At 41.6% G+C, this 23,749-nt stretch carries 28 protein-coding genes and 1 pseudogene; 2 read left to right on the forward strand and 27 right to left on the reverse strand.

Annotated elements, in window-relative coordinates:
- From A374_RS18245 to A374_RS18265, 4 genes and pseudogenes are all read right to left on the reverse strand, one after another.
- Nucleotides 1-274: pseudogene (locus tag A374_RS18245) on the reverse strand (NADH-quinone oxidoreductase subunit C); the annotation flags it as partial.
- Between the two features lies 1 nt (nucleotide 275).
- The gene (locus A374_RS18250; RefSeq protein WP_007203729.1) at nucleotides 276-788 is read right to left on the reverse strand and encodes a NuoB/complex I 20 kDa subunit family protein; all 513 of its coding nucleotides are present in this window, start codon (nucleotides 786-788) and stop codon (nucleotides 276-278) included.
- A complete protein-coding gene (locus tag A374_RS18255) occupies nucleotides 779-1,153 on the reverse strand; it encodes an NADH-quinone oxidoreductase subunit A (RefSeq protein ID WP_007203730.1) in 375 nt (124 codons plus the stop codon). Before A374_RS18255 ends, A374_RS18250 begins: the two co-directional genes overlap by 10 nt.
- 220 nt (nucleotides 1,154-1,373) lie before the next feature.
- Nucleotides 1,374-1,886: a Rok-like winged helix domain-containing protein gene (locus tag A374_RS18265; protein WP_007203731.1), complete on the reverse strand. Its 513-nt coding sequence runs from the start codon at nucleotides 1,884-1,886 to the stop codon at nucleotides 1,374-1,376.
- 103 nt (nucleotides 1,887-1,989) lie between these two features.
- Between A374_RS18265 and A374_RS18270 the strand changes: the two genes are divergently transcribed.
- Nucleotides 1,990-2,388 (forward strand): DUF1722 domain-containing protein, encoded by a 399-nt coding sequence (locus A374_RS18270; protein ID WP_007203732.1) that lies wholly within the window; start codon nucleotides 1,990-1,992, stop codon nucleotides 2,386-2,388.
- A gap of 48 nt (nucleotides 2,389-2,436) precedes the next feature.
- On the opposite strand, the gene A374_RS18275 is transcribed toward A374_RS18270, so the two are convergent.
- The 17 genes from A374_RS18275 to A374_RS18355 all read right to left on the reverse strand — a co-directional run bounded on the left by A374_RS18275 (nucleotide 2,437) and on the right by A374_RS18355 (nucleotide 16,896).
- Nucleotides 2,437-2,958: a C40 family peptidase gene (locus A374_RS18275; RefSeq protein ID WP_007203733.1), complete on the reverse strand. Its 522-nt coding sequence runs from the start codon at nucleotides 2,956-2,958 to the stop codon at nucleotides 2,437-2,439.
- Nucleotides 2,959-3,114: 156 nt separating this feature from the next.
- Nucleotides 3,115-3,591 (reverse strand): C40 family peptidase, encoded by a 477-nt coding sequence (locus A374_RS18280; RefSeq protein WP_007203734.1) that lies wholly within the window; start codon nucleotides 3,589-3,591, stop codon nucleotides 3,115-3,117.
- A 78-nt stretch (nucleotides 3,592-3,669) separates the two neighbouring features.
- Nucleotides 3,670-4,146, reverse strand: a complete 477-nt coding sequence (locus tag A374_RS18285; protein WP_007203735.1) for a C40 family peptidase — start codon at nucleotides 4,144-4,146, stop codon at nucleotides 3,670-3,672.
- Between the two features lie 258 nt (nucleotides 4,147-4,404).
- Nucleotides 4,405-6,066: a glycerol-3-phosphate dehydrogenase/oxidase gene (locus A374_RS18290; RefSeq protein WP_007203736.1), complete on the reverse strand. Its 1,662-nt coding sequence runs from the start codon at nucleotides 6,064-6,066 to the stop codon at nucleotides 4,405-4,407.
- Nucleotides 6,067-6,291: 225 nt separating this feature from the next.
- A complete protein-coding gene (gene glpK, locus A374_RS18295; protein WP_007203737.1) occupies nucleotides 6,292-7,785 on the reverse strand; it encodes a glycerol kinase GlpK in 1,494 nt (497 codons plus the stop codon).
- A 31-nt stretch (nucleotides 7,786-7,816) separates the two neighbouring features.
- Complete coding sequence (locus A374_RS18300; protein ID WP_007203738.1) at nucleotides 7,817-8,644, reverse strand: MIP/aquaporin family protein; 828 nt, start codon at nucleotides 8,642-8,644, stop codon at nucleotides 7,817-7,819.
- A 256-nt stretch (nucleotides 8,645-8,900) separates the two neighbouring features.
- Nucleotides 8,901-9,446 carry a glycerol-3-phosphate responsive antiterminator gene (locus tag A374_RS18305; RefSeq protein WP_007203739.1) on the reverse strand — a complete coding sequence of 182 codons (546 nt, stop codon included), beginning with the start codon at nucleotides 9,444-9,446 and terminating at the stop codon, nucleotides 8,901-8,903.
- Nucleotides 9,447-9,739: 293 nt separating this feature from the next.
- On the reverse strand, nucleotides 9,740-10,141 hold the full coding sequence (locus A374_RS18310; RefSeq protein ID WP_007203740.1) for a F0F1 ATP synthase subunit epsilon: 402 nt from the start codon (nucleotides 10,139-10,141) through the stop codon (nucleotides 9,740-9,742).
- A 22-nt stretch (nucleotides 10,142-10,163) separates the two neighbouring features.
- Entirely contained in the window at nucleotides 10,164-11,552 is a 1,389-nt protein-coding gene (gene atpD, locus A374_RS18315; protein ID WP_007203741.1) for a F0F1 ATP synthase subunit beta, read from the reverse strand.
- A 62-nt stretch (nucleotides 11,553-11,614) separates the two neighbouring features.
- Nucleotides 11,615-12,484 (reverse strand): ATP synthase F1 subunit gamma, encoded by an 870-nt coding sequence (atpG, locus tag A374_RS18320; protein WP_040340741.1) that lies wholly within the window; start codon nucleotides 12,482-12,484, stop codon nucleotides 11,615-11,617.
- A 122-nt stretch (nucleotides 12,485-12,606) separates the two neighbouring features.
- Nucleotides 12,607-14,106 carry a F0F1 ATP synthase subunit alpha gene (gene atpA / locus A374_RS18325; RefSeq protein ID WP_007203743.1) on the reverse strand — a complete coding sequence of 500 codons (1,500 nt, stop codon included), beginning with the start codon at nucleotides 14,104-14,106 and terminating at the stop codon, nucleotides 12,607-12,609.
- Nucleotides 14,107-14,130: 24 nt separating this feature from the next.
- Nucleotides 14,131-14,676, reverse strand: a complete 546-nt coding sequence (locus tag A374_RS18330; protein WP_007203744.1) for a F0F1 ATP synthase subunit delta — start codon at nucleotides 14,674-14,676, stop codon at nucleotides 14,131-14,133.
- Nucleotides 14,673-15,179 carry a F0F1 ATP synthase subunit B gene (gene atpF / locus A374_RS18335; protein WP_007203745.1) on the reverse strand — a complete coding sequence of 169 codons (507 nt, stop codon included), beginning with the start codon at nucleotides 15,177-15,179 and terminating at the stop codon, nucleotides 14,673-14,675. Before atpF ends, A374_RS18330 begins: the two co-directional genes overlap by 4 nt.
- A 100-nt stretch (nucleotides 15,180-15,279) precedes the next feature.
- Nucleotides 15,280-15,492, reverse strand: a complete 213-nt coding sequence (atpE, locus tag A374_RS18340) for a F0F1 ATP synthase subunit C (RefSeq protein ID WP_007203746.1) — start codon at nucleotides 15,490-15,492, stop codon at nucleotides 15,280-15,282.
- Between the two features lie 82 nt (nucleotides 15,493-15,574).
- The gene (gene atpB, locus A374_RS18345) at nucleotides 15,575-16,285 is read right to left on the reverse strand and encodes a F0F1 ATP synthase subunit A (RefSeq protein WP_007203747.1); all 711 of its coding nucleotides are present in this window, start codon (nucleotides 16,283-16,285) and stop codon (nucleotides 15,575-15,577) included.
- Between the two features lie 6 nt (nucleotides 16,286-16,291).
- Nucleotides 16,292-16,675 carry an ATP synthase subunit I gene (locus A374_RS18350; protein WP_007203748.1) on the reverse strand — a complete coding sequence of 128 codons (384 nt, stop codon included), beginning with the start codon at nucleotides 16,673-16,675 and terminating at the stop codon, nucleotides 16,292-16,294.
- Nucleotides 16,672-16,896 (reverse strand): AtpZ/AtpI family protein, encoded by a 225-nt coding sequence (locus A374_RS18355; RefSeq protein WP_007203749.1) that lies wholly within the window; start codon nucleotides 16,894-16,896, stop codon nucleotides 16,672-16,674. Before A374_RS18355 ends, A374_RS18350 begins: the two co-directional genes overlap by 4 nt.
- 411 nt (nucleotides 16,897-17,307) lie before the next feature.
- Here A374_RS18355 and A374_RS18365 point away from each other — a divergent pair, with 411 nt between their 5' ends.
- Complete coding sequence (locus tag A374_RS18365; protein WP_007203750.1) at nucleotides 17,308-17,652, forward strand: DUF3889 domain-containing protein; 345 nt, start codon at nucleotides 17,308-17,310, stop codon at nucleotides 17,650-17,652.
- 56 nt (nucleotides 17,653-17,708) lie between these two features.
- Here the strand turns inward: A374_RS18365 and upp are convergent, their stop codons facing one another.
- The 6 genes from upp to gnd all read right to left on the reverse strand — a co-directional run bounded on the left by upp (nucleotide 17,709) and on the right by gnd (nucleotide 23,657).
- Nucleotides 17,709-18,338 carry a uracil phosphoribosyltransferase gene (gene upp, locus A374_RS18370; protein ID WP_007203751.1) on the reverse strand — a complete coding sequence of 210 codons (630 nt, stop codon included), beginning with the start codon at nucleotides 18,336-18,338 and terminating at the stop codon, nucleotides 17,709-17,711.
- A 115-nt stretch (nucleotides 18,339-18,453) separates the two neighbouring features.
- Nucleotides 18,454-18,861, reverse strand: coding sequence for a disulfide oxidoreductase (locus tag A374_RS18375; RefSeq protein ID WP_007203752.1), 408 nt, complete (start codon nucleotides 18,859-18,861; stop codon nucleotides 18,454-18,456).
- Entirely contained in the window at nucleotides 18,854-19,582 is a 729-nt protein-coding gene (locus A374_RS18380) for a DsbA family protein (RefSeq protein ID WP_007203753.1), read from the reverse strand. Before A374_RS18380 ends, A374_RS18375 begins: the two co-directional genes overlap by 8 nt.
- 150 nt (nucleotides 19,583-19,732) lie before the next feature.
- Complete coding sequence (glyA, locus tag A374_RS18385) at nucleotides 19,733-20,968, reverse strand: serine hydroxymethyltransferase (protein WP_007203754.1); 1,236 nt, start codon at nucleotides 20,966-20,968, stop codon at nucleotides 19,733-19,735.
- 129 nt (nucleotides 20,969-21,097) lie between these two features.
- Nucleotides 21,098-22,654, reverse strand: coding sequence for a gluconokinase (gene gntK, locus A374_RS18390; RefSeq protein ID WP_007203755.1), 1,557 nt, complete (start codon nucleotides 22,652-22,654; stop codon nucleotides 21,098-21,100).
- A gap of 106 nt (nucleotides 22,655-22,760) precedes the next feature.
- Nucleotides 22,761-23,657, reverse strand: coding sequence for a phosphogluconate dehydrogenase (NAD(+)-dependent, decarboxylating) (gene gnd / locus A374_RS18395; protein WP_007203756.1), 897 nt, complete (start codon nucleotides 23,655-23,657; stop codon nucleotides 22,761-22,763).
- Nucleotides 23,658-23,749: the final 92 nt, after the last annotated feature.

Below are 23,749 nucleotides of genomic sequence, written 5' to 3' on the forward strand. Positions count from 1 at the left end.
CAGCGAGCGCTTTTTCTTCTGGTGTCGCGGTACTGCCTGATTCAGTTTCTTCTTTCGCCGCCATTTTGGCTTGTGCGGCAGCTTTTGCCTTCGCGGCAGCGGCGGCCTTGGCTTTTGCGACAGCGAGCGCTTTTTCTTCTGGTGTCGCGGCACTGCCTGATTCAGTTTCTTTCGCGGCCATTTTGCCTTGTGCGGCGGCTTTTGCCTTCGCGGCAGCGGCGGCCTTGGCTTTCCGTTCTTGAAGGGATGCTTCGTCGTCTCGCTGATCACTCACGTTACATCACCTTCTTTCCGGTTTTGGCCTCGCTACGGATTTTCCCTTGTAGCTTATTAATGCCATAAATCAGCGCGGCTGGATTAGGCGGACAGCCTGGAATATAGACATCAACGGGCACGATTTGGTCAACACCTTTGACAACGGCATATGACTTAATATACGGACCTCCAGCGGTTGCACAAGAGCCCATGGCAATCACCCATTTCGGTTCTGGCATTTGCTCATACAAACGCTTTAAAACGGGGGCCATTTTTTTCGTAACGGTACCTGATACAATCATGACATCCGACTGCCGAGGCGACGTACGAAAAATACTGCCAAAGCGATCTAGATCATAATGAGATGAGCCGGTACCCATCATCTCAATGGCACAACATGCTAAGCCAAACGTCATTGGCCATAGGGAGTTACTTCGTGCCCACGCTTTTATTTGTTCTAACGTTGTCATGAAAATATTGCGATCAAGCTCTGCTTTTACATCGGGAGAAATATTTTGTAACGTTAAATCCATTTCAGCACCTTCTTTCTCCAAGCATAAAGAAGACCAAATGCTAACATAACAATAAAAACCGTCATCTCAATAAGAGCAAACATCCCAAGCTTGTCATACGCTACAGCCCACGGATATAAAAAGACGGTTTCCACATCGAATATAACAAAAAGAAGTGCAAATAAATAATAACGCACATTAAACTGAATCCAGCTTTGATGAAAGGGTTCAATGCCGCTTTCATACGTTGTATATTTCTCCTTTCTTGGTTTGTACGGGCGCAGCAATCGTCCTGCTGTTAACGCGCCGACTGGCAAGAGTATGCCAAGCAATAAAAAAATAACAACGACTAAATAATTGTTTTGATATACATTCGTTAAATCCATCTGTGACCTCCTGTAATCATCAGAATCTTTTTAACATTATGTAATCTTTTTTTATTATAGCAAATTCTAACATTTGTGTCGACATGCTCCTGTTCGTCCGTTATCGTTAGTGTATGTTTCATTTTGATGGATAGAATGTGTTTTATTTCTTCGACAACTATAGCGCTATAATGATAAAAAACGACAAAAAAACGCCTCATGCTTGAGGCGCCGAACGTACCTAGTTCTCTTCTTGAACTTCTTCAGTTGCTGCTACTTCATTCACAGCCGCTCTTGAATGATTGTACGTATACTTTCCGCGTTCAGGATTATCAATTAGAGGCGACTCTTTTCTAACTTTCCAAAGAACAGTGGAAAGGTTATTGACATTCATGCCATATGTTTCATCTAGGCGAGCACGAATTTGCTTAATGTTAAGCGCTTCTCCGCTCTCCTTTAATACACTTTCGATTGCTTTTGGGATCGTAATGGATACTTTTTTTCTAGGAGAACGACGCGTACTTGTTGCTTTTCTCTCTATACGTTCCTCTTGAATTGGTTCATCTGCAGTCTCAGTAGTTGCTTTAGGAAACGCTAGCGCTCCACCTTGAAGGGAGGAAACGTCCGAGCGGTCTAATTCTCTTAGACGGTCGTAAATTTCATTACGTTCTTTTTGTTGCTCTTTCAAAAAGGAACGTTTTTCTTCCTCCATTTGCTGCAATCGGTAATGCAACGCTTCTCGTTCATTAAACATGAATTTTCCTCCTAATTCTTTTAAAATCAAAACTACTACAAGAGTACCATAGATCAAAACAATTGAGATATAACTTCGATCATTTTTTTAAGGAGTGATTAACATGATAACTAAAAAACAAGCAGAAAATCATTGGGCACACCATAAATATGAAATTATGGCAAAAGGGTATCAGTTCTATACGACCATACGCGATCGCTTTCGAGAAGCAGGGACAGAGAAAGAATACCTAGAAATTCTAGCTGAAATTGATGTTCTTACAAATAAGCCTTATACGAAAAAAGGGTTTGTCACCACGGCAGAACATATGTGGGGCTATTTTAAAAAAGAGGCAACCGCTTCGGAAAAAGAAACGTTCTTTATGGCTTTGCAAGCATGCAGTACGCTTCCCGATACCTTTACGAAGCTTGAAGGAGCAGCCTTAGACGTTATTGTTGCGTTACAGCAGCTAGAACGCACCTATTCCCGTCCTTATTTAGCCCACTCCTCTCTTTTACAGTAACAAAAAGAACCGAGCATTAACGCTCGGTCCTTTCTTATGTTGCTTATTTTATTTAACAAAGCGCTTCACAGCGAATACTTTGTCTTTCCAATAACCCGTTGTAATGCTGAAAAGTTTAACGCCTTTTGTAGTTGCGGCAACAACTTGTCCTTTTCCATCATACAATCCTACGAATGATGGTGCTTTCTTTCCTGTTAGGTCAAAAAAGACAACGTCACCTTTTTTCCATTTTTGATCTTTCACCGCTACGCCTGCTTTAAATTGCGTTGCTACAGAGCGAGGAATATCTAACTTCGCTCCTTGTTTGAATGCGTAATTTACAAGACCACTTGCGTCGAAGCCTTTTGGTGAAGTACCACCATCTTTAAATGGTTTGCCGATATTTTTTAGTGCCACTTCGAGCGCTTGTTCAGCACCTTTTGTTGTTGTGTATTTTTGCGGTGTTACTTTTTGAGCGTCAACCGTTGTTGGTACGACAGGTGTTGTAGTCTGAGCTGCTTGTGCTGCAGGTACGAGAACGCCTCCTAATAGAGATGCGGATACGACAGATGCTGCAATGATTTTTTTCATGATAAAATTCCTCCAGTTATGTGTCTAGCAAATTATGAAAGTATACTTGATAACATCATGTTAACATTACATTTATATTACAATGTTTACAGATTAATTTCAATCACTCTTTTGCATTATTTTTTAGCTGTGATAAATGTCACTAGCGAGCCGAATTTATTTGGCTAATCGCTTAACAGTAAGCACTTTATCTTTCCAATAGCCTGCTTTTATCGTAAATGTACGAACACCTTTCATCGTTGCAGCAATGACTTTCCCTTTCCCAGCATACAACCCGACAAAAGTTGGCTTTTTCTTTCCTTCAAGATCAAAAAAGACCATGTCTCCTTTTTTCATATGCTTGTCTACAACGACCTTACCTGTCTTATATTGCTTCGCGATTGTTCGCGGAATCGTTAGTTTAGCCCCTTTTTTATAGGCAAAGGCAAGCAATCCACTTGCGTCAAAGCCTGTAGGCGACATGCCACCATGTTGATACTTTTTGCCGATGTTGCTCATAGCAACGGCTAGTGCTTTGTCTGCTCCTTTTTCAGTCGTATAGCTTGGCGTGTTTTTCGCTGCTAAAGCTGATGGTGCAAATGCGCCACTTAATAGTGAGAGAGATACGATTGATGCGACGATTACTTTTTTCATTTGTGATTCCTCCAATTTAAAATATGTAGTAAAGCCTGCATCTCTTACTCATGCAGGCTTCTCGGCTTGCTTTATGATCTATTTAACGAAGCGTTTAGCTGCGATCGCTTTATTTTTCCAATAACCTGATTTCATCGTAAATGTACGAACACCTTTCATCGTTGCCGCAACGACTTTTCCATCCCCTGCGTAAATACCAACAAAGGTTGGTTTTTTCTTGCCTACTAGATCAAAGAAAACAACATCGCCTTTTTTCATAGCGGTTAGTTTCACGAATTTCCCTGCTTTATATTGTGTAGCAATTGTGCGCGGAAGAGTAAGCTTTGCTCCTTTTTTATACGCGTAACGAACGAAGCCGCTTGCATCAAAACCTGCTGGAGATTGGCCACCCATTTTAAACTTTTTACCTAGGTTCTTCATGCTTTCCGCTAACGCTTGGTCGGCGCCATACGTTTGTTTGCTTTGTTTTACGTCATTACTTGCAAAGGTTGTTGGCGCTACAACTCCCCCAATAAGAGATACCGACAAAATAGAAGCTGCAATCATTTTTTTCATAATTCCCATTCCTCCATTTGATTAAGTATTTCGGTGTGTTGCGAGCACACATACATTTAGACGTCTTATGTTACATTAAGGTTACAACGATTACAGAAATATTTCAATTATTTTTTGTAAATATTTTCTTATTTCTCAAAAATAGTATGTATGAACTAGTTCTTAAGAAATGAACTCACAAAAAAAGAGTGCTCCACACCCACCTCTCAAGACTATGCTGAAAGGTTTCGTGTGAGCACTCTTTTTTTATAAATTTGCTTAAATAAATTCTGTGCTATAGCTAATTTGGCGTTCTAATTCCTCTGTGTGTTCTTTTGTTTCTTCTGGTGTCCAGTTAAGGTATTTTGCCATAAATGCGATGACTTTTTCTTTCCACTCGTAAACATAGCCAATGTTAAAGTACATTGCGCTCGTACGACGGATAAAGTAATCAGATGGTGTTGTTGCCATTTCTTCATCCATAGTGTAGACAAGCGTCGCATACACATCAAGCGCTAAGCCGTTAGCTTGTGCTTCTTCTTTTCCTTGATCGACAATCGCAAACAATTGATCAACGTTTGAACCATATTTTCTTACGAGTTGTTCTGCTTGTTCTTTCGTAAGACCATGTTTCATACCTTCAGTTGTTTTTGTACGAATATAGTCAGGGAATTGGCTGCTTCCACCAACATTACCACCAGAAAGAATTAGGTGTTTTGTGTTGCTAGAATCGTATTTAATACCGATTTCTTTTTCAAGATGTTCCGCTACGATGTTTGAAATTTTCTCAGCCATTTTACGGTAACCAGTTAATTTACCACCAGCAATCGTAATAAGACCAGATGGAGAGAAGAATACTTCATCCTTACGAGAAATTTCAGAAGGATCTTTTCCATCTTCATGAATCAATGGACGCAGTCCACACCATGTTGATTCAACTTGTTCTTCTGTAATATCTACTTCTGGGAACATAAAGTTAATACTTTTAATAACGTAATCCAAGTCTTCTTTCGTTACACGAGGATTTTTCAAATCACCTTTATAATCTGTATCCGTCGTTCCAACGTATGCTTTACCGTCACGTGGAATCGCGAACACCATGCGACCGTCTGGCGTATCAAAGTATACCGCTTGACGCAATGGGAAATCTTTTTGGTCAATGACAACGTGAATCCCTTTAGTATGGTGAATTCTTTTGCCTTTTTTCGATTTATCGATATCGCGAAGCTCATCTACCCAAGGTCCTGCTGCGTTAACAATTTTCTTCGCATGAATTTCATGTTCTTTACCAGAAATCGTATCAACAGCTTTTACACCAAGGATTTTACCGTTGTTATCATAAATAAAGTCAACAACTTTAATGTAGTTAACAGCTTTTCCGCCACGGCTCACTGCTTCTTTCATATTTTCTAGCGTTAGGCGCGCATCGTCTGTTTTATATTCTACGTAATAGCCACCACCAAGAAGATCTTGCTTTTTCAATAATGGTTCACGATCTAATGTTGTCTGACGATCGAACATCGTACGACGCTCACTGCGTTTTACACCAGCAAGGAAATCATATACTTTTAAGCCGATAGAAGTTGAGAACTTACCGAACGTTCCTTTTTTATAAAATGGCAATAGCATCCATTCAGGTGTTGTTACGTGTGGCGCATTTTCATAAACGATCGCGCGTTCTTTACCAACCTCTGCTACTAGGCCTACTTCGAATTGTTTCAAATAACGAAGACCACCATGAACGAGTTTTGTTGAACGGCTAGACGTTCCGCCCGCGAAATCTTGCATCTCAAGAACAGCAGCTTTCATACCACGAGTGCTTGCATCTAAAAGAATCCCTGCACCGGTTACTCCGCCACCAATTACAAGAAGATCCAAATCACTGTTTTTCATATCTTGAATGTATTGTTCACGTTTATTACTTGAAAATATTTGACCCATATCACGCCACTCCTTCTTCTTTTCCTTTAGTTATATTTCCCTAAGTGTAAAAAATAAAGCATATATTTTGCGGTGGAAGTAAAAAAAGAGAGACCACAATACGCCTAAATCTCAATTTAGGGTACTGTGGTCTCTCCATAACTCCGACCGTTATTAACTTGCCTTTATAATAACAGCTTATGCGTTAGAATGCAATCGTTCTGCTTCAATGGATTTAATTACCTTTTATTTGAAAACGCGTGCGGCTTCGACAGCTTTTTTCCAGCCTTTATATAATCCTTCGCGCTCTTCTTCTTCCATATCCATTTCAAAATCTTTTTCTACTTTCCACTTATTAGCGATTGCATCGCGACCGCTCCAGAAGCCTGTCGCTAATCCTGCTAAATAAGCAGCACCAAGCGCTGTTGTTTCGTTAATTTCTGGGCGTTCAACTGGCACGCCTAGAATGTCTGATTGGAATTGCATTAAGAAATTGTTTTTTACTGCGCCACCGTCGACACGTAATTTTTTCAATTCAATGCCAGAATCTGCTTCCATTGCCGTTAATACGTCACGTGTTTGATACGCTAGTGACTCAAGCGTCGCACGAACGAAGTGATCTTTTTTCGTACCGCGCGTTAAGCCGAATACAGCTCCGCGTGCTTCACTATCCCAATATGGCGTGCCAAGTCCAACGAAGGCTGGTACAACATACACACCATCAGATGATGTCACACGTTGAGCAAGCTCTTCGCTTTCAGGTGCTGAGCGAATGAGCTCTAAGCCATCACGTAGCCACTGAATAGCAGAACCTGCTACGAAAATACTTCCTTCGAGTGCATATTCAACTTTACCATCAATGCCCCAAGCAATCGTCGTTAACAATCCGTGCTCTGAACGTACTGCTTTATCACCTGTGTTCATGAGCATAAAGCAACCTGTGCCATATGTGTTTTTTGCCATGCCTGTTTCAAAACACGCTTGACCAAAGAGCGCAGCTTGTTGGTCACCGGCAATACCAGCAATCGGAATGCTTTCGCCAAAGAAGTGATAGTCAATTGTATGACCGTAAACTTCAGAAGATGATTTAACTTCTGGTAGCATCGACTTTGGCACACCAAGAACATCCAGAAGTTCATCGTCCCATTGCAAGTCATAAATGTTATACATGAGCGTACGAGAAGCATTGGAATAATCCGTTACGTGCGCTTGACCGCCCGTCATTTTCCAAAGCAACCATGTATCAATGGTACCGAATAGAAGATCGCCATTTTCTGCTTTTTCACGAGCACCTTCGACGTTATCTAAAATCCATTTTACTTTTGTACCAGAGAAGTACGCATCAATAAGTAAGCCCGTCTTTTCACGGAACATGTCAGAATGACCTTGTTCCTTTAACTCTTCACATATTCCTGCTGTTTGGCGAGATTGCCAAACGATCGCATTGTATACCGGTTTCCCTGTATTCTTGTCCCAAACGACAGCCGTTTCACGTTGGTTCGTAATACCAATCGCTGCAATTTCCTTTGGAGAAGTATTGGTACCTTCTAGCACTTGAGCGACAACTGCAAGTACACTTCCCCAAATTTCTTGAGCGTTATGTTCAACCCAGCCTGGTTTCGGAAAATGCTGTGTGAATTCTTTTTGAGCAACTGAAACTACTTCGCCTTCTTTGTTAAAAAGAATAGCACGTGAGCTTGTTGTTCCTTGATCAAGTGATAATACGTATTTTTTCTCCATTTTTCTCTCTCCTTTTCACTAAACAACGGAATTAGTTTTTGATTTTTTCGCCGTGTTTAACAGGTTGTGTTCCTTTTGAACCTGCAAAATGAGCAACTACAAATAACAAGATAGAAGCAACAATCCATACATAGAAGAACGTCGTCACTTCTTTTAGAAATACTGCTTTGTAAAAGAGGGCACCGAATATGCCTCCAAAGATCGGTCCAACGATTGGAATCCATGCATACTTCCAGTTAGATCCACCTTTACCTTTGATCGGTAGAATGAAATGCGCAATTCTTGGTCCTAAGTCACGAGCTGGATTAATGGCATAACCTGTTGGTCCTCCCAATGATAATCCGATTGCAACGATAAGGAAACCAACAATTAATGGATTTAAGCCATCTGCAAAATGATTCGCTCCAATTGTTAATAATCCTACTAAGAGGACAGCGGTTCCAATAAACTCACTTAAAATGTTCCCTAATGTATGTGCAATGGCAGGATCTGTCGAAAATACGCCAAGTTTTGTTGCTTGATCTTCTGTTTCTGCCCAGTGTGGTAAAAATGTAAAGTATACAACGACTCCACCTAAAATACCACCACCAATTTGTGCTGCAATATAACCTGGTACTTTATACCATTCGAAATTACCGATGGCAGCCATTCCAAGTGTTACTGCTGGATTTAAATGAGCACCGCTAAATTTACCTACTGCGTAAACACCCATTGTAACAGCTAATCCCCATGCTAATGCAACTACAATCCAACCGCCACCTTCAGCTTTCGACTTTTTCAGACTTACGTTTGCAACTACGCCTCCCCCGAAAATAATTAAAATCATTGTTCCGACCAATTCTGCAACGTACATATTCACCGTTCGACACACTCCTTTTTTCTTTATCGGCAGCATCATTATAGAAAATTCCATAAAAACAAATGTATTCCTGCCTCATTCTATAGATATTGGCAATCATGAGAAAAAAGACCAGCTACAAAAGTCCTTACTTCGTATTATGTAAGGGTTTGCGCTGGTCTCCATTTCTCCGTCCAAAGTATTAACTTAGTTTTTATTTAAACATATGCTGAAAACGCTGTCAACGAAATCCTGTGTGGTAAAAGTAGACATCTACTTACCACAGTTCTTTATCCGACGTTGTAACCGCTACCGCACCTGCGCCAAGCGCCATTTTAACATCTTCTTTTGTGCGAATTAACCCTCCTGCAAAGACAGGAATCCCAGTCTTCGCGTGCACTTCTTCAATAATATTCGGCATTAATCCTGGCAAAACTTCTATGAAATCAGGCTTGGTCTTTAAAATGATCTTATAACTCGTCTCTAGCGCAATTGAGTCTAGTAAAAATAAGCGTTGAATGGCAATAACACCTTTTTTCTTAGCGGTCATAATAACGTTCGAACGTGTTGATATAATACCTGCTGGCTTAATTTCCTGACAGATAAACTCAGCTGCATATTCATCTGCCTTTAGCCCGTTAATTAGATCAGCATGAACAAACACTTTCTTACCTGCTTGTCCAGCAATCTTCACCATATCCTTTAACTGAGCAATATGACTATCTAATATGACAATATACTCATAGCGACGGTCACTTAGCAGGTGCTCAAGCTCTTTCCATTTTCGAACAGCAGGTAATACAGTTTGGTTATGAAAACTCATAGTTAAAACGTCCTCCACACACAGCTTTGTCTTTATTTAACCATACTTTATGCAAAATTTCAGCGAGTATTTTAAAGTTCATTATGTAAAGTATTTTGCTAAAAAGCATATCAATGTACCTATTCCCTAAAAAGGAGAAAAATACTAGTGATTTTTAAAATTTCGCGATAGGTAGGTCAGACGAGGGAGCTGTCTTCACCTTCGACAAAATGCCTTAAAGACTAACACTGATCCATCTCAACAAAAAAACCTTTTTAGCCCCATGCATGGAGCTAAAAAGGTTTTTTGCAATTCTATTTACGGCTTGCGATTTCGAGACGGTTGGTAGCACGTTTCAAAGCGAGTTCTGCTCGTTTACGATCAAGATCGCTTTGGTTGCTTGCTAGACGTTGCTCGGCGCGCTCTTTCGCTGCGCGGGCACGGTCGACTTCAATGTCGCTAGCTAGCTCAGCTGCTTGAGCCAACACGGTCACTTTTTCAGGCCGAATTTCGATAAATCCACCGCTAACGGCCACATAATGTGTTTTACTACCTTCATGCACACGAATGGCATTGATAGTTAAAGGAGCAACTAACGGAACGTGTCCAGGCATAACGCCGAGCTCTCCGCTTTTCGCTTTTGCGCTGACCATATTCGCCGTTCCCTCAAACACAGGACCATCAGGGGTGACTACACTTACTTCTAACATTTTCATTTCGTCTTACCCCCTTGTAGGTTTAGACCATTGTCTTTGCTTTTTCAATCACTTCGTCAATCGAACCTACAAGACGGAATGCATCTTCTGGCAGGTCATCGTGCTTACCATCAAGGATTTCTTTGAATCCTCGAATCGTTTCTTTAACTGGCACGTAAGAACCTTTTTGACCAGTGAACTGCTCAGCCACGTGGAAGTTTTGAGAAAGGAAGAATTGGATACGACGCGCACGGTGTACAACCAATTTATCTTCTTCTGAAAGCTCATCCATCCCGAGGATTGCGATGATATCTTGAAGCTCTTTGTAGCGTTGTAGCGTTTGTTGTACTTGACGAGCAATTCCGTAATGCTCTTCTCCAACAACTTCTGGAGAAAGCGCACGAGAAGTAGATGCTAATGGATCTACCGCTGGATAAATGCCCATCGCTGTCAATTTACGCTCAAGGTTCGTTGTTGCATCCAAGTGAGCGAACGCTGTAGCAGGAGCTGGATCCGTATAGTCATCGGCAGGTACGTAAATCGCTTGAATCGATGTTACAGAACCTTTTTTCGTAGACGTGATACGCTCTTGCAATTGACCCATTTCTGTAGCAAGCGTTGGTTGGTAACCTACCGCTGAAGGCATACGGCCTAAAAGGGCAGATACTTCAGAACCTGCTTGTGTGAAACGGAAAATGTTATCAACGAAGAATAGTACGTCTTGTCCTTCTTCATCACGGAAGTATTCCGCCATTGTAAGACCTGACAAGGCAACACGTGCACGCGCACCAGGCGGCTCGTTCATTTGTCCGAATACCATTGCTGTTTTCTTAATAACGCCAGAATCGCTCATTTCGTGGTAAAGGTCATTTCCTTCACGCGTACGCTCACCAACACCAGCAAATACGGAAATACCGCCATGCTCTTGAGCGATGTTATTGATCAATTCTTGGATTAGTACCGTTTTACCTACACCCGCACCACCGAAAAGACCAATCTTACCACCTTTTACGTAAGGAGCAATCAAATCAACAACTTTAATTCCTGTTTCAAGAATTTCAGTACGTGTTGTTAAGTTTTCAAATGTTGGCGCACCACGGTGAATCGGGTCACGGCGAACCTCAGCAGCTACTGGCTCTCCAAGGTCGATTTCTTCTCCAAGTACGTTAAATACGCGTCCAAGTGTTGCATCCCCTACAGGAACAGAAATAGGACGACCTGTATCAACAACCGGCATGTTACGTACAAGACCGTCTGTAGAGTCCATTGCGATTGTACGAACGGTGTTGTCTCCGAGGTGAAGGGCAACTTCTAGAGTTAAGTGAACGCCTTCAGCTTCTACTTTCAATGCATTCAAAAGGTCCGGAAGACTGCCGTCAAACTTTACGTCAACAACCGGTCCTAGAATTTGAGTAATATAACCTTTATTCATCGTTTCCCCTCCTAACTTCTGGCACAAAGTGTGCCTGCTATGCCTATTTTAAAGGCGTTAATCTATTCGAGTGCAGCTACGCCACCAACAATTTCGGTAATCTCTTGTGTAATTGCCGCTTGACGTTCACGGTTATACGTAAGCGTATATTCATCAATAAGTTCACCGGCATTGTCCGTTGCATTTTTCATCGCTGTCATACGAGAAGCATGCTCAGCCGCTTTTGCATCCAATAGGGCACCGTATATAAGACTTTCCGCATATTGTGGAAGAAGCTCTTCAAGAATTTCTTCTTCGGAAGGCTCATACTCGTAAGAAGCGCTTGCTTTCGTCGCTTCTTGACTAGCTAGATCTGATAGAGGAAGAACTTTCTTTTCTGTCAAATCTGATTGGATGGCACTCACAAAGTGATTGTAGTACATGTATAATTCATCAAACGTTCCGTCTGCATATAAACCAACAGCTTTGGCAGCAATCGCCTTAATCTCTGTGAAAGATGGTTGATCTGCCAATCCTGTAATGCTATCAAGTACCGTCATATTACGGCTTTTAAAGAAGTTCAAGCCGACTTTCCCGACAACGATTAACGCATATTCTTGTTCAGACGTATGACGCTCTTTAATCGTGCGAAGAACATGGCGCAATACGTTTGAGTTATAGGCACCTGCTAATCCGCGGTCTGCCGTGATCACAAAGTAACCTGTCTTTTTCACTGGACGACTGATGAGCATTGGATGGCGAGCACTCTTGCTTCCTGAAGCGATGCTTCCCACAACCTCTTGAATTTTGTTCATATACGGAACAAATTTCTTAGCGTTTTGTTCGGCACGGTTCAAAGCAGCTGCTGATACCATTTCCATTGCTTTTGTAATCTGCATCGTCTTTTTCGTTGCGTCAATTTTATCTTTAATGTCTCGTAATGCCACTCGTATTCACCACCTTTGATGGAAGCTGGTTGCAAGGCACTCATGCCTTACAGTGAAGTATTTTATAGAAGACGAAGCCGGTTATCTCGACCGGACTTCGCTTACGTTGTTATTGTAAACTAGTATCTTTAAGCGAAAACTTTTTTGAACGCTTTGATCGCGTCGTCTAGTTCGCTGCCTTCTGGAAGTTTGCCAGTCGTTTTGATTTGGTTAAGAACATCTTTCGCGTTCACTTCCATATGAGCATGTAGCTCTTCTTCAAAACGTGTTACATCTTCAACGGCAACATCATCAATATAACCACGAGTAAGCGCAAAAAGACTCGCTACTTGAAGTTCAACACGAAGTGGCTTATGAAGTCCTTGTTTCAAGATTTCAACAGTACGCGCACCACGGTTTAGTTTCGCTTGTGTTGCTTTATCAAGGTCAGATCCGAACTGTGCAAATGCTTCAAGCTCACGGAATGAAGCAAGATCCAGACGAAGTGTACCTGATACTTTGCTCATCGCTTTAATTTGCGCAGATCCCCCTACACGAGATACAGAAATACCAGCGTTAATTGCAGGTCGTACCCCTGAGAAGAATAGATCTGATTGTAAGAAGATTTGGCCGTCCGTAATCGAAATTACGTTCGTCGGAATGTACGCAGATACGTCACTCGCTTGTGTTTCGATGAACGGAAGGGCTGTAATTGAACCACCGCCAAGCTCATCATTTAACTTCGCTGCGCGCTCTAGAAGGCGTGAGTGAAGGTAGAACACGTCCCCTGGGTAAGCTTCACGGCCTGGAGGGCGACGAAGTAGCAAGGAAAGCTCACGATAAGCTGCTGCTTGCTTCGATAGATCATCATAGATGATCAAGACGTGCTTGCCATCCCACATAAATTCTTCAGCCATCGATACACCTGCATATGGCGCTAAGAAGAGAAGTGGTGCTGGTTGAGAAGCACTTGCTGTTACAACGATTGTGTAGTCAAGAGCACCATGCTCGCGAAGTGTTTCTACCACACCTGCAACCGTAGATTCTTTTTGACCAATCGCTACGTAAATACAAATCATATCTTGATCTTTTTGGTTGATAATTGTATCGATTGCTACCGCTGTTTTACCTGTTTGACGGTCACCGATAATAAGCTCACGTTGTCCACGACCAATTGGTACGAGGGCATCGATCGCTTTAATACCTGTTTGAAGTGGCTCGTGTACAGACTTACGTGCCATTACGCCAGGTGCTTTTTGCTCGATTGGACGAGTCTTTTTCGTGTCAATTGGTCCTTTACCATCAAGTGGCAAACCAAGTGGATTCACGACGCGACCGAGAAGTTCAGGACCTACAGGAACTTCCATAATACGTCCTGTACGCTTTACTTCATCACCTTCACGAATGTCTTGGTAAGGTCCAAGGATGATAATCCCGACGTTGTTTTCTTCAAGGTTTTGGGCCATACCCATTACACCGTTAGAAAATTCAACAAGCTCACCGGCCATAACATTATCCAATCCATGCGCACGGGCAATTCCGTCCCCGATTTGAATAACGGTACCGACATCGTTTACTTCGATATCTGACTGATAGTTTTCAATCTGTTTTTTAATTAAAGCGCTAATTTCTTCAGCTTTAATGCTCATGAATTTCACCCCTATCTTTTTAGCCTATACCGTGGCTAATTGACGCTCCATGCGTTCTAATTTTCCGCTAATGCTACCATCAAAAATGGTGTTTTTAATGCGGATCTTTATTCCACCAATGAGTGATGGATCAATCTTATTTTCAATGCGTAACTGCTTTTTGCCGACTTTTTGTGCAAATGTTGCTGCAAGCTTCGCCTTCTCATCTTCTGATAAAAGACGAACAGATGTTACAACAGCTTCGGCTACACCACGCGTATCGTTTGCTAATTGAATAAATTGATCAGCCATTTCAGCAATTAAGCTAGAACGGTTGCGATCGATTAAAAGAAACAACGTATTAAGAACAGGCTTCGAAATGGCAGTGCCCATGCTGTCTTGTACGAGTTGCTTTTTTTGTGCAGAAGAAATCTTTGGATGCGTTAAAATCTTTTGCAATTCAGTGTTGTTCATCATCACTTCTTTTACGACACGAAGCTCTTCTTCAAAAGCTAGCAACTCAGCTTCCGTAGCTACTTCATAAAGTGCTGTTGCGTAACGTTTAGCGATTACAGTTACATCCTTGCTCATTTCGATTCGCCTGCCTCTTGAAGATAATCGTGGATTAACTTCTCTTGGCTACGCTCGTCCAATTCCTTCGCGATCACTTTAGAAGCGATCATTACAGATAGAGAAGCGACCTCACTACGGAGAGTTGCCACTGCTTTGTCTTTTTCGCTTGCGATATCAGCAAGCGCTTCTTCTTTCACGCGCTCTGCTTCTTTACGAGAGGCTTGAATGATTGCTTCACCTTGCGCTTCACCTTGCTTTTTCGCGTTTTCGATGATCATTCTTGCTTCTTCTCGTGCTTGTTTCAATTCTGCAACTTGAAGAGCGAGTTGAGCCTCTGACTCTTTACGGTTCTTCTCTGCTGCTTCAATTTCATTTGTAATAAAATTCTGGCGTTCTTTCATGATGCCCATTAGCGGACCCCATGCGAACTTGCGAAGTAACACAAGTAAAATTAGGAACGCTAATAGCTGGAATAAAATATTGCCTATTGGAAAGGCACTAGCTAGTACTAAGGATTGCACAGAATTTCCTCCCTTCAGTAGGTCATACATAAGGAATGGCGAAGATACGTTTCATTAGTTGAAACAGACTCCGCCATTATTCTAGATCTTTTAAAAAATGTTACTTGTTCAATACGATGAACGCGATAACGACACCAATGATTGGAAGTGCCTCTACTAATGCAACCCCGATAAACATTGTTGTTTGAAGCGTGCTCTTTAATTCTGGTTGACGAGCGATACCTTCTACTGTACGTCCTACGATAAGACCGTTACCAATACCTGCACCTAGTGCTGCTAGACCGATTGCAATTGCTGCTGCAATAAGATTCATTTCTGAATACTCCCTTCTAATCCCCGAAAATTTTTTGTATTTTTTTGCGCCGGCTGGGTGACCAGCTACAAGAATATATTAATTAATGGTCGTCACTCACTTTGTGAGAGAGATAAACCATTGTTAACATCGTAAAGATAAATGCTTGGATTGAGCCAACGAATACGGAAAACCCTTGCCATACGACGAGCGGAATAATTCCGAGCACGCCTGCGAAAATCCCTTGATGCGACAGTCCTACGAGAAGACCGAGCAAGATCTCACCAGCATAAATGTTACCGTAAAGACGAAGACCGAGTGTTAGTGTGTTAGCGAATTCCTCAATAATCTTAAGTGGGAACAAGAACCACATTGGTTTGAAATAATCAGCTGCATATTTTTTGCCGCCTTTCATTTTCACCCCATAATAATGGGTTAATGCTACAACCATAACCGCTAACGTTAGTGTAATGGATGGATCGGCTGTTGGTGATTTCCACCACAATTCGTGTCCGTAGGCAATGGCAAAAGGTAGCCCGAGCATATTGGATACGAAAATGTACATAATGAGCGTCAGTCCTAATGTTAAAAAGCGTCCGCCCGTCTTCCAGTCCATCGTGCTGTTAATAATTCCTTTAACAAAATCTACAGCCCACTCCATAAAGTTCTGCATGCCAGTTGGTTTCATTGCTAATGAGCGTGTAGCTAGTACTGCAAGTAGGAAAACAATAATGGATGAAACGGTTGTCATTAAAACAATCGATAGGTCAAAATCAATCCCCATCCACGTATAGATTGGTGCTTTGTGCTCCACCTGTGTTCACCTCTTTTCCTTTGAAATACGAATAGTTTGAGATAGTGAATCTATTAACATGATAATATAGATTGTCATTAACCCTATTACCACACTTAATAAATTGAATAGATGCGGGTACCTCATCGCGATTAAAACCGCTAGGCCGCCCATGAGAAGTCTGGATAAAGAGCCCATCGTCTTGACCTTTTGCTTGGTAGTGATTGCCTGTCCAAGCCGTTCAATCTTGCTGTACATACTCCAAAGATTGTACAGACTGAACAAGGTGCCGAATGTTAAACCGAGGAAAATGGATTTATAGGATGTAACTCCGTATCCGAGGACAAAAAAAGAGAGCATAAAGATGGTGTACTTTATGTATCTTCTAAAGGTCATGGTGTACTCGGTCATTTGCTTTCGTCTCCTGAATAAGTGGATAATATGTGAATCATGGCATATACGCCGACTCCAAGCCCTGCAAATAATCCGATAATGAGGAACAAAGGGTTTGTCCCCGCAAGGCCGTCCAGCCACATACCGCCAAAAAGACCGATTAAAATACCGCCAACAAGTACTGATAGAATACTTGACATTAACGCCATTGCTCGAAATGGTCTTTTTCCAGTAGTCATGTTTGGACTCCTTCCAAAAATATAATAAAGTCATTCATAATTCTCTTTTAGGAAAATTCTATTATGAAAACCTTACCATATTCCCTTGATAAGAATACAATAGAGCAAGATGGAGTGTCAACGGCATTCAGCAGGAAAACGACTATAATTTGTGGAAAATTTGTCACAATTAATACATAAAGTATCAAATGCGCTATAATATAGCTTTCTCATAAAGATATTTCCTTAATTTTTACATTTTATGGCTTGTTTTTTTCCAATTTTATTCATTGTAAATCTTCGCCAATACCAGATGTTATTTAGGAAATTTTTAAAATTACCAACGAACGCTATTGGAAATTTTGGTATAAATTTCTCCAAAACAACACACCCTTTAAGTGACGAAGCTAACACCGACTGGAGGCATCTCACTTGAAGCATTTTAAAACAGCCATCATCTTCTTCATTGCTTTAATTATTATCATCGGTACGATGCTAAGCATCAACACCACACCACACCAGGTGAAGTCGTACACAAAACCACATGCACCTAGTAAATGGCATAAGGTAGCTGCCAAACGCGTCTCTGAACGCTATCCAACCTGGCGCATATATGACGCGCAATACGACACACAGCGCAGTAATAATGACGGTACGCTCATCGACACCTTTACGTTTACACTCGTTAAAAACCTTCATGAAAAAAACCTCAATGTTTACATTAAACACCGAGGTACCCAAACGCTATTAGACGCATGGATCGAGGAATTGGATTAACGTTTCCTACATACATAAAAAAAGCTGCTCCCGCTTGTAGGGAACAGCTTTTATCATTATTTTGTACCGAACAGTCGGTCACCGGCATCGCCTAGACCTGGTACGATGTAGCCGTGGTCGTCAAGTTTTTCATCAAGAGCAGCCAAGTAAATATCTACATCCGGATGATCTTTTTGTAAAACTTCTACGCCTTCTGGTGCCGCCACTAAACACATTAACTTAATGTTTTTAGCGCCACGGTTTTTGATGGATGTGATGGCAGCAGAAGCAGAACCACCTGTTGCAAGCATTGGATCGATCACAATAAAGTCACGCTCTTCTACGTCCGTTGGTAACTTAACATAGTATTCAACCGGCTTTAACGTCTCCGGATCGCGGTATAAACCAACATGTCCGATTTTTGCAGCTGGAATCATTTTAATGATTCCGTCTACCATGCCAAGACCAGCACGAAGAATTGGTACGAGTCCAAGCTTTTTCCCTGCGATTACTTTTAATGTTGCCTCTGCAACTGGTGTTTTCACTTGGATCTCTTCTAGTGGAAGATCACGCGTGATTTCAAACGCCATGAGCCCTGCAACTTCATCGACTAATTGTCTAAATTCTTTCGTACCTGTGTTTACGTCACGAATGTGCGTTAACTTATGCTGTATCAATGGATGATCCAGAACAAAAACATTACCCATCCTGCTACATCTCCTTTAAAGTGGGGGTGGCTTAATCCCCTTTACGTTTTAACCTCTTGTGCATTTTACAGAAAAAGCGGTCACGATTCAAGGTTAAATAACTACCATTTGCAAATTAACGACTTACCTGTTTTTTCATAAAAAAGAGACAAACGGTAATTATGACAAACGCTATGAAAGAAAGCATTGGAATTGTGATAAACCCAAACCAATTTAAGTAGTCTTGCGAACACGGTACCCCCGCCTTACAAGCTTCTAATTCTTTCAATGCTGGGACCTTTTGCAACGCAATATGATAGCCTGAAATAAGAATCCCTAAAAGCGATAGTGGCAGCGCATATCCAGTTACACGAAGATCTTGCTTATAAAAGGCAACACCTAAAATAATCGCTAGTGGATACATAAGAATGCGTTGGTACCAGCATAACGTGCATGGAATATACTCCAGCACTTCACTCATATAAAGAGAACTAATCATGGCAATACAAGCGGTCACCCACGCCAGTAGAAGCGACTTACTCATCTTTCTTTTCTTTCTCAGCATTGTTAATTTGTTTTTTCAATGCATCATACGTGCCGCCCGTAAATTCCTTACCGTTAATAAATAATGTTGGCGTAGCTTTTACTCCTAGTTTTCCAACAAGGGCATCATCTTTTTTTATAGCATCTGCAAAAACTTCTTGTTTAAACGCTTTAGCAACTTTAGCAACTCCGTCTTTTGAAGCAACTTCACCTAACGTTTTCACAAGGAAATCTTCTGTGAAAATATCTTGCTTCTCATATTTCTCATCGTCCGGCTGTTTGCTGTACAACAATTTATGGAACTTCCAAAATGTATCGTTACCAAGCTCTTTATAGACCGTTTCAGCAAATTGAGCAGAGCGCTTTGAATCAATATTAATAAACGGATAGTTAATAAAATAAAACTTAATTTTTCCTGTATCAACGAAGTCTTTTTCAATTTTAGGAACAAAATCGTTATTAAAGTTTTTACAAACGGGACATTTATAGTCTCCGAATTCGAGTACACTCACCTTTGCATCTTTACTTCCTATGTAAGGTTGATTGTCATAGCTGATAGAGGTTACTTTCTTCGGATCGTCTTTACCAATGTTACCAAACACGATGACAACGACAATGCCCACCACAAGCAAGCCAATAAGCCAGAACACCCAATTCGATGACGCTCCTTTGTTACTTTTTACATAACTTTTTGCTTTCTTTTTGTTTGATTTATTCGCCATTCTCTCACCTCATTGATTTTGAAATCCTTCTCCTATATTCCTATTAAGAGTATACAAGTTTCAATGGATTATCAATTGAAGATTGTTTGAACAGAGCTGTTCTAAAAAAAAAGCTGCCCAGCAACGTGGACAGCTTTTCGAAAATAGGGGTTATTCGTACAATTTGAATTTGCCTGCTAGTGCCGCTACACGCTCACTCGCTTCTTTCAAAGAGGCTTCTTCTTCTGGATTTTTTAATACGAGCGCGATTAACGCTGCGATTTCATCCATATCTTCTAAACCGAAGCCACGAGTTGTTACAGCTGCTGTTCCAATACGAATACCGCTCGTAACAAACGGGCTTTCTGTATCAAATGGTATCGTATTTTTATTCACGGTAATACCGATATCATCTAATGCCTTTTCTGCTACTTTACCTGTAATACCAAGTTTCTTCACATCAATTAAAATTAAATGATTATCCGTACCACCAGAAACAAGGGTCATCCCTTCTTTCTCTAGTGAGGCAGCGAGACGTTGTGCATTATCAACGATTTGCTGTGCATACGCTTTGAAATCATCACGTAGTGCTTCACCGAAGGCAACAGCTTTTGCGCCAATAACGTGCATTAACGGCCCACCTTGAATGCCAGGGAAAATCGACTTGTCTATTTTTTTCGCAAATTCCTCTGTGCAAAGAATCATCCCACCACGAGGACCACGCAACGTTTTGTGCGTCGTCGTCGTCACAAAATGAGCATGAGGCACAGGGCTTTCATGAACACCAGCAGCAACAAGACCAGCGATGTGCGCCATATCAACCATTAAGTAAGCGCCAACTTCGTCTGCAATTTCACGAAACTTCTTAAAATCAATGCTGCGCGGATACGCACTTGCACCGGCAACGATCAGCTTCGGCTTATGCTCAATCGCTTTTTGACGAACATCTTCATAATCAATGCGATGTTCTTTTTCATCTACACCATATTCTACAAAGTTATACAATTCACCAGAAAAGTTAACCGGGCTTCCGTGTGTTAAGTGTCCACCGTGTGACAGGTTCATACCGAGCACAGTATCACCTGGTGTTAACACAGAAAAATAAACAGCCATGTTCGCTTGCGCACCAGAGTGTGGTTGTACGTTCGCGTGTTCAGCACCAAATAATTGTTTCGCACGATCTCTCGCTAAATCTTCAACAACATCTACGTATTCGCAGCCTCCGTAATACCGTTTGTTAGGGTATCCTTCCGCATATTTGTTCGTTAAAACCGAACCTTGCGCTTCCATAACCGCCTCGCTTACAAAGTTCTCAGATGCAATCAATTCAATTTTATTGCGTTGACGACCTAATTCGTCCTGGATAGCAGAAAAAACTTCTTGATCTACAGCAGCTAGCTTTTTCAAGTGTACGTCCCCCTTATGTAAGTGTGCTAATGTCCTCTGTATTGTATCATAGCGCACCATTTTTGTGGCAAAAGGAACCTAGAAAAAACGAACGAGATTTGAAGGCTATTCAAATTCGTTCGCATCTCTTTACGATTCCTGATGTTCTAAGCGCTTGCGTTGAAAATCAGCAATCATGCTATATTCTTTTTCTAAACTGCGTGATACGGAAAGGAAAATACTCATTAATTCTTGATAGATTTTCACATGTTCCTCGTTCGGCGTATGTTTATGTGTACTGCCAACCATATCTGACACGACGGCGAAGGAATCAATTTCCCCAAGGGCATACAATCCGAGAATAACCGCTCCAAGACAAGAGCTTTCGAAGGATTCTGGAATGGTCACTTCTTGATTAAAAATATCGGCCATCATTTGACGCCATAGTGGGGAACGGGCAAAGCCACCCGTTGCTTGAATCCCTTTAGGAATACCAATCAATTCTTGTAGTGCAAGCATCACGCTATATAAATTAAACAGCACACCTTCTAACACAGCGCGTACCATATGTTCTTTTTTATGATAAAGAGCCAAGCCGAAAAAAGAACCACGTGCATCTGCATTCCAAAGCGGTGCACGTTCTCCTGCCATGTACGGGTGGAATAACAAGCCATCGGCACCAGGAGCAACTTTTTCAGCAATGTCAGAAAGCAGTTCATAAGCATCTTTTCCTAAGCGCTTAGCCGTTTCCGCTTCAGAAGCTCCTACTTGTTCTTTGATCCAACGAAACGCCATACCACCGTTATTAACAGGTCCGCCAATCACCCAATGATTTTCGGTTAGTGCGTAGCAAAAGGTTCGGCCTTTTTCATCGGTAATCGGCACATCACTTACCGTTCGAATGGCCCCACTCGTTCCAATTGTAATGGCGACAACACCCGGCTCCATTGCATCCACACCAAGGTTGGACAGCACACCATCGCTTGCGCCAATGACAAACGGTGTTTGTGGAGCAATGCCAAGCTTTTTCGCTAACTCACTAGAAAGACCTTTCATACAATGGGTCGTCGGCACGAGTGTTGAAAGTCTATCACTTGAAATGCCAGCAAGCGCTAGCGCTTCTTCATCCCATTGCAGCGTTTCTAAATTCATCATTCCTGTTGACGAAGCAATGGAATGATCGACAACAAATTCACCAAACAGTTTAAAGAATACATACTCTTTAATACCAATAAATTTATAGGCATGTTCATGGGCATGCTGTAACTCATGCTTCATCCACATTAATTTTACAAGTGGCGACATCGCATGAATCGGCGTCCCTGTTCGTCTGTATATGTCATGTCCATTATGGTCTTCTTTTATTTTTTTAGCGTACGGCGCACTGCGATTATCAGCCCACGTAATACTTTTCGTTAACGCATGTCCCTCCTGATCGACAGCAATGACACTATGCATGGCCGAGCTAAAGGAAACAAGTTGAATGCTGTTCGCGCTTAATAAATTTTTTGATGTAACAGCATGAATGCAATCATAGACGGCTTGCAAGATCACTTCTGGATCTTGTTCAGCGGTCGCTGGCGTTGGGCTTAAAAGGGGATAACCTTGGGCATGCTGTGCAACAATCCCACCTTTACGGTCAAACAGAACCGCCTTTGTACTCGTCGTGCCAATATCAACGCCCAGTAAGTATTTATTTTCTTCCACTGCTATTCATCCTTTCTCACTTCCATCACCATTAGTGTAAACGTTTTTTTCCCAGTCAAAACAAAAAGGGTGACTTTTGTGTAAGCCACCCTTTTTCGTTATATCTTTATTTTTTGACTACAGCATGTCCACCGAACTCGTTACGAAGAGCGGCAACAACTTTACCAGTGAATGTATCATCCTCTAGTGAACGGTTGCGCATCATAAGAGAAAGGGCGATAACCGGTGCTGGTACTTGAAGGTCAAGCGCTGCTTCAACAGTCCATTTACCTTCTCCAGATGCGTGCATTACGCCACGGATTTCATCAAGCTTCGGATCTTTAGAGAACGCACTTTGTGTAAGTTCCATGAGCCAAGAACGAATAACAGAACCGTGGTTCCACATTTTCGCTACTGCTTCATAGTCATAGTCGAATTGGCTTTTCTCAAGAACTTCAAAGCCTTCAGCGATTGCTTGCATCATACCGTACTCAATTCCGTTATGAACCATTTTCAAGAAATGTCCGCTTCCGACTTTACCTGTGTAAAGGTAGCCGTTTTCGATAGAAAGGTCTTTAAAGATTGGTTCGATTGTTGCGAACACATCAGCGTCGCCACCGATCATTGTACAAGCACCATTACGAGCACCATCTGTTCCGCCGCTCGTACCAACGTCTACATAGTTAATGCCTTTTTCTTTAAGCTCTTCTGCACGACGAACTGTATCTTTGTAGTTAGAGTTACCACCATCGATCACGATATCGCCAGGCTCAAGATCTGCTTTAAGTTCAGCAATAACGCTTTCTGTGATGTCGCCAGCAGGTACCATCATCCACACGATACGTGGAGTGCTTAAGTTTTCAACAAGTGCTTTAATGCTTTCTACACCTTTTGCACCGTCTGCTGTAATTTTTGATACTTGCTCTTTATTTACATCTGTAGCCACAACATCATGTTTGTGGTCTAGTAGATTCAATACGAGATTGTAGCCCATTTTACCAAGGCCGATCATACCTAGTTGCATGAATAAGTTCCCCTTTCAAATTGCGATGTGTGCCATCGCTTTGTGAAAATTATTTTCTTCACTACGTATTATACACTAAAATTTTTTCACTT

Source organism: Fictibacillus macauensis ZFHKF-1 (genome assembly GCF_000269865.1).
Classification (GTDB): Bacteria; Bacillota; Bacilli; order Bacillales; family Fictibacillaceae; genus Fictibacillus_C; species Fictibacillus_C macauensis.

Bases quoted from the DNA above. Each gene is read 5' to 3' on its own strand.
- A374_RS18250 (WP_007203729.1), bottom strand. From the start codon at position 788: ATGGATTTAACGTTACAAAATATTTCTCCCGATGTAAAAGCAGAGCTT.
- A374_RS18255 (WP_007203730.1), bottom strand. From the start codon at position 1,153: ATGGATTTAACGAATGTATATCAAAACAATTATTTAGTCGTTGTTATT.
- A374_RS18265 (WP_007203731.1), bottom strand. From the start codon at position 1,886: ATGTTTAATGAACGAGAAGCGTTGCATTACCGATTGCAGCAAATGGAG.
- A374_RS18270 (WP_007203732.1), top strand. From the start codon at position 1,990: ATGATAACTAAAAAACAAGCAGAAAATCATTGGGCACACCATAAATAT.
- A374_RS18275 (WP_007203733.1), bottom strand. From the start codon at position 2,958: ATGAAAAAAATCATTGCAGCATCTGTCGTATCCGCATCTCTATTAGGA.
- A374_RS18280 (WP_007203734.1), bottom strand. From the start codon at position 3,591: ATGAAAAAAGTAATCGTCGCATCAATCGTATCTCTCTCACTATTAAGT.
- A374_RS18285 (WP_007203735.1), bottom strand. From the start codon at position 4,146: ATGAAAAAAATGATTGCAGCTTCTATTTTGTCGGTATCTCTTATTGGG.
- A374_RS18290 (WP_007203736.1), bottom strand. From the start codon at position 6,066: ATGGGTCAAATATTTTCAAGTAATAAACGTGAACAATACATTCAAGAT.
- glpK (WP_007203737.1), bottom strand. From the start codon at position 7,785: ATGGAGAAAAAATACGTATTATCACTTGATCAAGGAACAACAAGCTCA.
- A374_RS18305 (WP_007203739.1), bottom strand. From the start codon at position 9,446: ATGAGTTTTCATAACCAAACTGTATTACCTGCTGTTCGAAAATGGAAA.
- A374_RS18310 (WP_007203740.1), bottom strand. From the start codon at position 10,141: ATGAAAATGTTAGAAGTAAGTGTAGTCACCCCTGATGGTCCTGTGTTT.
- atpD (WP_007203741.1), bottom strand. From the start codon at position 11,552: ATGAATAAAGGTTATATTACTCAAATTCTAGGACCGGTTGTTGACGTA.
- atpA (WP_007203743.1), bottom strand. From the start codon at position 14,106: ATGAGCATTAAAGCTGAAGAAATTAGCGCTTTAATTAAAAAACAGATT.
- A374_RS18330 (WP_007203744.1), bottom strand. From the start codon at position 14,676: ATGAGCAAGGATGTAACTGTAATCGCTAAACGTTACGCAACAGCACTT.
- atpE (WP_007203746.1), bottom strand. From the start codon at position 15,492: ATGAATCTTATTGCAGCAGCAATTGCAATCGGTCTAGCAGCACTAGGT.
- A374_RS18350 (WP_007203748.1), bottom strand. From the start codon at position 16,675: ATGACCGAGTACACCATGACCTTTAGAAGATACATAAAGTACACCATC.
- A374_RS18355 (WP_007203749.1), bottom strand. From the start codon at position 16,896: ATGACTACTGGAAAAAGACCATTTCGAGCAATGGCGTTAATGTCAAGT.
- upp (WP_007203751.1), bottom strand. From the start codon at position 18,338: ATGGGTAATGTTTTTGTTCTGGATCATCCATTGATACAGCATAAGTTA.
- A374_RS18375 (WP_007203752.1), bottom strand. From the start codon at position 18,861: ATGAGTAAGTCGCTTCTACTGGCGTGGGTGACCGCTTGTATTGCCATG.
- A374_RS18380 (WP_007203753.1), bottom strand. From the start codon at position 19,582: ATGGCGAATAAATCAAACAAAAAGAAAGCAAAAAGTTATGTAAAAAGT.
- gnd (WP_007203756.1), bottom strand. From the start codon at position 23,657: ATGCAACTAGGTATGATCGGCCTTGGTAAAATGGGCTACAATCTCGTA.